Source organism: Wolbachia endosymbiont of Tuta absoluta (assembly GCF_059414725.1).
This window is the reverse complement of sequence record NZ_JBNRJY010000090.1, coordinates 1-8029: the sequence shown is the minus strand read 5'-3', so window position 1 is coordinate 8029 and position 8029 is coordinate 1. Positions and strand designations below refer to the sequence as shown.

7 protein-coding genes and 2 pseudogenes are annotated in these 8029 nt (G+C 33.9%); 7 read left to right on the top strand and 2 right to left on the bottom strand.

Features of this window, described 5'->3' with window-relative positions:
• Positions 1-478 precede the first annotated feature (478 nt).
• The 7 genes and pseudogenes from ACJ5GX_RS01115 to ACJ5GX_RS01085 all read left to right on the top strand — a co-directional run.
• A pseudogene (locus ACJ5GX_RS01115) lies at positions 479-622 on the top strand (phage major capsid protein); the annotation flags it as partial.
• Between the two features lie 74 nt (positions 623-696).
• Positions 697-1398 carry a hypothetical protein gene (locus ACJ5GX_RS01110; RefSeq protein ID WP_052264864.1) on the top strand — a complete coding sequence of 234 codons (702 nt, stop codon included), beginning with the start codon at positions 697-699 and terminating at the stop codon, positions 1396-1398.
• Positions 1399-1530: 132 nt separating this feature from the next.
• Positions 1531-1728 (top strand): hypothetical protein, encoded by a 198-nt coding sequence (locus tag ACJ5GX_RS01105; RefSeq protein ID WP_149168885.1) that lies wholly within the window; start codon positions 1531-1533, stop codon positions 1726-1728.
• A 319-nt stretch (positions 1729-2047) separates the two neighbouring features.
• A complete protein-coding gene (locus tag ACJ5GX_RS01100) occupies positions 2048-3703 on the top strand; it encodes a hypothetical protein (RefSeq protein WP_495292597.1) in 1656 nt (551 codons plus the stop codon).
• A 214-nt stretch (positions 3704-3917) separates the two neighbouring features.
• Positions 3918-4706 carry a 4-hydroxy-tetrahydrodipicolinate reductase gene (gene dapB, locus ACJ5GX_RS01095; RefSeq protein ID WP_052264993.1) on the top strand — a complete coding sequence of 263 codons (789 nt, stop codon included), beginning with the start codon at positions 3918-3920 and terminating at the stop codon, positions 4704-4706.
• Positions 4703-5461 carry a phosphate ABC transporter ATP-binding protein PstB gene (pstB, locus tag ACJ5GX_RS01090; RefSeq protein WP_010401422.1) on the top strand — a complete coding sequence of 253 codons (759 nt, stop codon included), beginning with the start codon at positions 4703-4705 and terminating at the stop codon, positions 5459-5461. The genes dapB and pstB overlap by 4 nt, the downstream gene beginning before the upstream one ends.
• Before the next feature lie 68 nt (positions 5462-5529).
• The gene (locus ACJ5GX_RS01085) at positions 5530-6426 is read left to right on the top strand and encodes an ankyrin repeat domain-containing protein (RefSeq protein WP_052264992.1); all 897 of its coding nucleotides are present in this window, start codon (positions 5530-5532) and stop codon (positions 6424-6426) included.
• A gap of 150 nt (positions 6427-6576) precedes the next feature.
• Here ACJ5GX_RS01085 and dxr read toward each other — a convergent pair whose 3' ends face one another.
• Positions 6577-7752 (bottom strand): 1-deoxy-D-xylulose-5-phosphate reductoisomerase, encoded by a 1176-nt coding sequence (gene dxr, locus ACJ5GX_RS01080; RefSeq protein ID WP_052264991.1) that lies wholly within the window; start codon positions 7750-7752, stop codon positions 6577-6579.
• Between the two features lie 27 nt (positions 7753-7779).
• Positions 7780-8029, bottom strand: a pseudogene (locus tag ACJ5GX_RS01075) (hypothetical protein); the annotation flags it as partial.

Below are 8029 nucleotides of genomic sequence, written 5' to 3'. Positions count from 1 at the left end.
GCATCAGTTTAGGGTGTGTTTAGACGTAATTAAGGTGCGTTCAAGCCGAAAGTGCTCTCGAAAACGCTGAGAAATCAAATTAGCGTAAATCACATCAAGCGGGATTTACGAGTAAACTACGTGAACGTGAAATCTAATCATGTCGCTTACGTGGTTTTGCGTCTCAGCGTGACGTGTCACGGCGTATGATAGTTTCGTAGTGAACGTTTTGTTTAATTAGATATAGGTACGCAAATACACGATTATCTAACGAGAAAACGCTTAATCTTGAAGGTGTCTCCCTCTATGACTACAACTATAAATCTTGTTTACGTTTTACAAAAACCTTGATGAAAAGCCTTAGGTTTAAAACCCCTAGCAAGTTATTTATTTTCAAATAAGAAGCAGAGCGTGTTGAGAGATAAATATTCCAAAACATGTCATTGAAATAGTCTAACATCTCTCTAAATATTATATATTTCAAACCAAAAAAGGATCGATCGTGGATAACAGAGGAATGAGAATATTGAGAGACCCTTATACAAACAAACCTTATGTTAGATTTTTTGTTACTAAGCGTGTCGGTGGGGAGGTTGTCAACACCAGTGCTATTAAATTATTGAAAATTGCAAGCAAGTACTAAAATTTTTATGAAATAGTTGACATATTATACTTTTTATGTAATAATTAAATTATTGTTAATTTAAGGAGTAAAATATGTTAGAAAAAATAAAAGAGTTTTTTAAGTCGATTGCAAAAAAAATTGCATCAGGCTGGAAGTGGTTGTTTGGTGGTAAACCAAGTAATGCTAAACAAAATCTATCATCAGAGCAAGGAAAGTTTTCAAGCAAGACATTAACAAAAACTTTGGATAATACAGTTAATCATGAGAAGCCAGTAGCTGCAGATTATTCAATCCATAGTAATGGTGATGACAGTCGAGCTGAGATTACGCAATCTAAGGAACGTGATAAACTACCTATTATTGCCGGTATTTGTGAAAACACACCTGGAACGCTGGAACTATTTGTAAAGATAAAACATGCAAGTAAAGTTTTTTGTGGTGATATAGATCTTAGTGGTAATACTGATCTTAATTGGACTGATATTATTGATCGTTTAAAAGTATATACTCAACACGTCCAGTCCGAAAAAGGAGAAGTATTCCATATTACTTGTGATGAACCTAAAGGTGAGAAAAATGGTGTATTCTTGAATATAAAGTCAGTAGTATCTGGGGATAATAAAACTTCGTCTGACGAATTGGCCGCAATGAAGAAGATCTTAGGTCTGAATGAAAAGCAAGCAACCGTTGCCATAACTCAGATATCTAAAGATCCGATTATAGTTCCTAAATCAGAAATTTCTAGTTCTACAACAACACCAGCTGCTAGTAATGGTCTATGTGTTAGTGCATAATAATTGCTATAAACCCTTCAAAAGGAGCATCTTCTTTGGTGCTCTTTTTTTCTTTATACGTTCTCTATAGGAAAAGTTGACAGATTATGCTTTGTATATAATAATATAAATTATTAATTTAAGGAGTAAAATATGTTTAAAAAAATAAAAAACTTTTTTAAGTGGATTGCTGATCACATAGGAATTTCATGGATTGCAAGAAAAATTTCATCAGGCTGTAAGCGGCTGTTTGGTGGTAAAAAAAGTGAAACAAGTGTTGCGAAACAAAGCATATCACAGCAAGGACAATCTTCAGGTAAAACTACTATTGAAGAAAAAAACAAGAGTTAATAAATGCTTTTACTGCATCTCTTTCTAAGTTTAGAGAAGATTTATCTGATCTTACTCTGAGGAAATGACTACTGAATCAGAGGAGTTTTATGATGCAGAAGTTACATAACCAAGTTCAACAACTCGAGCACTAGCAACAGAAAGACATTGTGTCTCTAATCCGAGCAAAGTAGGAAGCGGTATTATTAATTAGTAAACAAATCCTTCACAAAAGAGCACCTCCTTTGGTGCTCTTTTTCTTTATAAGTTTTCTCCATAGGGAAAATTGACAAATTAAATTTTATATATAATAATTAAATTATTAATTTAAGGAGTGGACATGTTAAAAAAAATAAAAAACTTTTTTAAGTGGATTGCTGATCGTACAGGAATTTCATGGATTGCAAAAAAAGTTTTATCAGGTTGGAATTGGTTATTTAGCAGTAAAGCAAATGCTGCTCAAAAAAATATATCACCAAAGAGACCTTTAGATGAGAATGTAAATAAAAATAATACGTTGCCAAAAACTCTAGATGGTAATCAACTAATACTGCCAAAGCAGATAGATAGACCCAAAGTTTGTCTTGAAGTTATCGATGGTGAACTACTATTAACTATGATAAATAAAAATTATACAATCCTTGAAGAGAAACATAAGAATCCATGTCAATATAATGAATTTCATGCATTTGTAAGATGTGAAAGTGGAGATTTTCATATTACCGGCCCTTATCTCTCACAGAAAAGTATAGGTGGTGAGAGGAAGTCTGTGTCAATAACTTCAGTAAAGAAACAAATTGATGAAGGTTCTGTATTAAGTAATCCATTAGAAATGATACGTGTATTAGGCTTAGGTAAAAACAAAGAGTTCGTTAAAGTGGATAAGATAAATTACAAGCCATTAAAAACAAAAAAAACATCAGTAGTAGGTGGGCTTGAATTTGAAGGGAATAACTTTTGGTTAAATTTGGAAGAGTGTATAAACATTAAGGATTATAAAAGTAGTTTAACCAAGAACGCATATCATCCTAAGTTTCTTGTATATCTAAAGTGTAATAAAGGAGAATATTGCATTACTGGTAGGAGTGTTAATTCTCCTGAGTATGTTAAACATTTAATTGTAGAATCAATAATAAAGAAGAACAAAGATGGGAAGTATATCGATAGCGATAAAATATTAGTTCAAGACAGTATTGAGAATGTGAAAAAAATGTTAGGATTGGAGAATGATGTAACAGAGATTAAAGTGGGTAGTATATCTAATCAGCCATTTGAATCTATAACACCTACTATTACGGCACAACAAGCGGGTGACAATACAACTATTGATCCATTTGCAGTAACAAGAGAATCTTCTACTATCAACATTTTTAACGGAAACTTAGAACTACGTCTTGCAGATGATATTCAACAAAATCTAGAGGATTATAAGCATCCAAGAAACAAAGGTAAATATCGTATGAAAATACACTGCAATAAAAATGATTTTAATATTAATTTTAGTAAAAGAGATAACGATGATGGTTCCGTATCTCTAATTATTAATATACTACAAAAAGATAAACTCCAACTTTTTCATGTATGGCAAATGAAAAAGTCCTTAGGCTTCAAGAAAGGTTCAACATTTGTTGTAATAGATTCTATTGAAAGTTTTAAAGCGCCAACAAATAATGGCGTGCCAAGTTCAGAAACTACTAGTCTGGAAGCAAAGAACGCTAACTGTAATAAATCTCTATTAGTTAATGCACATAAAGAAAAAGATGAGCATAATACTGATGCTAGTCACAAGATAATACAACAAGAGGTTAATAATGAGGATAATGAACAAGAGAAGTTTTATGATGCAGAAGAGGAATTAGATGATGATTTTCATGATGCACGAGAGGAGGACCTTTGTAATGTGTTAAAGGCACAACCTCGCTCAATAACTGGAGAACCAGAAGCACAAATACATTATATCTCTAATCCGAGTATAGTAAGAAACGGTTATTATTAAAACAAACCCTTCAAAAGGAGCACCTCCTTTGGTGCTCTTTTTTTCTTTATAAGTTCTCTCCATAGGAGAAAATTGACTAATTACAATTTTTCGTATCAATTTTCAATAGATTCATCGATGTATAGCTATAGTTTTATCAGTGTAAGGCTAAATATGCTAAGCTTATAAAGATGACAAAGCTTCAAAAAAAGCCTAACATAGTGGAAAAAGCTTTATGAAAATCAAAGTTGGAGTAATAGGCTGCTTAGGCAGAATGGGTAAGAAAATACTCAATGAATTAATTACGAATACCAAAGTGGAAATAGCAGGTGCTGTTGCTCGCTTGGGCAGTGAGTATATAGGCTTAGATATTGGGCCTATTGTAGGCAATAATTGCAATTTAGGAATCAAAATTACAAGTTCTATTAGTGAGGTATTTGAATCGTCCGATGTTGTAATAGATTTTACAACTAAAGAATGTATGCTAGAATGCCTTAAGGCGGCCGTGAAATTTAAAAAACCGCTAGTTAGTGGCACAACTGGAATAGAAGGTCTAAATTTAAAAGAATATGCTGCTAAAGTTCCAATATTATGGTCAGCAAATATGAGTATAGGAGTTAATGTGTTGCTGAAATTGGTAAAAGAAGCTGCCAAGCTTTTAGGTAATGAGTATGACGTTGAAATTTGGGAAATGCATCACAATTTAAAAAAGGATTCACCATCTGGAACAGCTATAGAGTTTGGTAAAGCAGTTGCTAACGCTGCAAAAGTGGATTTTGAGCTCAATCAATATTCACATAATAATTCAAATATAAGAGGGAAAGGAGGAATAGGCTTTGCAGTATCTCGTGGAGGTGGAGTAATAGGAGATCACAGTGTCATGTTTGTCAATTCCGATGAACGAGTAGAATTAAATCACAAGGCAATTGATCGTACAACGTTTGCTAGAGGGGCGGTTCAAGCAGCAATATGGTTGTGCGAGAATAAAACTCCAGGACTTTATTCAATGCAGGATTTAGTATGAGCGATAAATACGCTTTCGTTAAAAATTTAAATCTTTGGTATGGCTCTAAACAAGTTTTATTCGATATAAATTTGAATATTTGCAAAAAGAAAGTCACAACTTTTATCGGACCTTCTGGGTGCGGTAAATCGACATTTTTGCGTTGTTTCAATCGTATGAATGATTACGTACCTGGATGTAGAGCGACTGGTGAACTGGTAATCGATGGGCTGGGTAATATATATTCACGTGATATGGATGTTGTATTGCTCAGAGCAAAAGTTGGTATGGTATTTCAAAAACCCAATCCTTTTCCAAAGTCAATATATGATAATGTTGCTTATGGGCCTAAATTGCATGGCATGGTGAAAAATAAGCAAAAATTAGATGAAATAGTAGAAAGTAGTTTAACTAAGGTTGGTTTATGGGAAGAGTTGAAAGATAGATTGCAAGATAGTGCACTAAATTTATCTGGTGGCCAGCAACAAAGATTATGCATTGCTCGTGCAATTGCAGTAAAGCCAACTATTTTATTAATGGATGAACCATGCTCTGCTCTTGATCCAATGGCAACCAATGCAATCGAAAATCTTATACAAGAATTGAAATTGAGGTTCACCATAATTATGGTAACTCATTCGATGAAGCAAGCTAAAAAATTATCTGACAGCATAGTTTTCTTTTGCAATGGCAAGATTGTTGAATTCGGAAGTACTCAAGAAATCTTTGAAAATGCTCAGTCTCCTTTAACGAAGGAGTATATTCTGGATCATTAGCTTAATAATTGATATTTTAATTTTTTCTATGTATAATTTTATCAAGTTTATTGTGATAGGGGGTTAAAATGTTTAGTACAAGTGAAGCAACAAAAAAGTTGTTTAAAGCTATTGAATTTCAAAATGCTAGTGGTGAAAGAATAACACCTGAGGAAGCTTGGAATCATTTTCAACAAGCATTGAAAGAAGGAGCGAATGTTAACGCTTTTGAGGATGGGATGACACCTTTGATGTGCATTATTTCAGCTTTTGTTACTAGTAATAACGAGGAACATCAATATTTAGAGCTTATGGCTAAGTTGCTTGTACAGCATAAAAAAATTGATGTAAATATTAAAAGCAAGCAAGCTGTTATGGAGAGAAGACCAAAGGAACATGATGGTTATCCAGTTTACGAATTTGAGGAGAGAGAAGTAGTAGATAGGAGTCCATATCTTCGCTGCATATACCTTGACAATTCACAACCTGTTAATGAAGGATTTATACCTCAAAATTATGCTCGTGTAGAGGAGGAAATTAAGACCGGCAAGAAGGAAAAAAATACAGCTCTACACATTGCTTGCAAGTTGGGAAATGTAAACATGATAGAAATATTACTTACACATCCAAATATCAAACCTAATATTAAAAACTATGAAAACAAAAGTCCAAGAAATTGTATTGCAGGACATGTCAAGAAAGCAATAGAACCAGAATTCCTAAAGATAGAAGCAGTCGCTCAAAAAAGGAAACAAACTAATTATGCTTGTGCTTTTTTGTTATCTGGAGTATTTGCTGTTGGTCTATGTTTCGTAGTTGACAACCCAGTTCCACTTGCTGCAACTTCGTTGCTTTTTTTTGCAATAGGATGTGGTTTTCTGTATAGAGCAAATACAGTTATTAATGATGTAAGCTTCTCTCAAGTTATTGTGAACGAACGTGCTAGTGATTTATCTGTTCAGGTAAGGTGTCATTCCAGCACTTGATGCTGGTTTTCATTTAATCTCATTGAATTTAGCATAAGCTCAGTTTACTTGTAAATTTTTCTGGATCCCAGTGTCAGCTACTAGGATGACAGGAGTATGAAATGGGTCTACTTGACCATTTAGTTGTCTTTTCTCGTCTACCTTATTTTATCACTCTGCTGAACGGATACCTTTATTTTCAATAATTTTGTTAGCAATAATACGGCTTTCAAAATCGATACTTGTTATGTCAGATAGTGATTTAATATCAGAGTACTTGTCAAAATTTTCTATTGTTGATTTTACTACCTCTAATATTTCTAAGAAACCGATTCGTGACTTCAAAAATTCGTTAACAGCTATCTCATTTGCAGCGTTCAAAACAATACTATTTGTATGTGGAGAAGAAGAATTTAACACTTCCATGCTTAGCTTTAGTGAAGAAAAACATTTGTGGTCTGGTTCTTGAAAGGTCAATTTTTTTTGTTTTGTTAAGTCTAACTTGTAGTTCAAAGTTGATCTTTCTGGCCAAGACAAAGCATATGCAATGGAAATTTCCATATCAGTTTCTGCAAGCACAGCAAAGCTAAACCCATCCTGGTAAACTACAACTCCATGTACTATCGATTCAGGATGCACTACTGCTTCAATTCTATTTGGGCTAATTTTAAACAAATGATGTGCTTCTATTATTTCTAGTGCTTTATTCATCATTGTTGCACTATCAACTGATATTTTCTTTCCCATTTTCCAAGTAGGGTGACTTAGTGCCTGATTTACTGTGATATTTCTTAATTGTTCAAGGCTATAATTTAAAAATGGTCCACCAGAGGCAGTGAGTATAATCTTTTCTACACATTTATCATCATTTTGCAAAACTTGAAAAATTGCGTTGTGTTCAGAGTCGATGGGAATTATTTGTACGCTCCTTTCTTTAGCTTTTTTAAGTAGTAACTTACCACCGCAAACAATACTCTCTTTGTTTGCTAGAGCAATAACTTTAGTACCGCTTTCTATAACCTTTATAACTGGCTCAAGGCCTGCGATGCCAACTATTGCAATAACTGAGAGATCAACGGGTAGAGAAGCAACATTTGCTAGACCTGGAGCACCAACTTCTACTTTGACGTTTGTACCAAGTAGATCTTCTTTTAAATCTTTGTAGAACCTTTCATCAGAAATGGCAGCATATTTTGCATTAAGTAGATTTGCCTGTTGTGCTAGCAGAGCAAAGTTAGAATTGGCACTTAGTGCTTCCACCTGATATTCTTCCTTTCTCTTTAAGAGCAAATCTACAGTCTTTTTTCCAATGCTTCCTGTTGATCCTAAAACTGAAACTTTTTTCACTAATTACAATAAAATCTTCTTAGTTATTTAGTAACCAAGCTCATGATCATCACCAACAGATGGTGAAGGACCAGGTGAAAAAGATTGGCCATGATGATCACCTGCATCATGCATATCATGCAAACCATCAGCACTATGAGCTATTTCATTGTTAGAGTGGGGATAATCATCCGGATGATGCCCCTCATCACCGTAGTCCATACCCATTCCTTCTGATGGCATATCTTCTCCACCTCCACCTGAAAAATATTCAGCAAGACTTTCAAGAAATTTTATG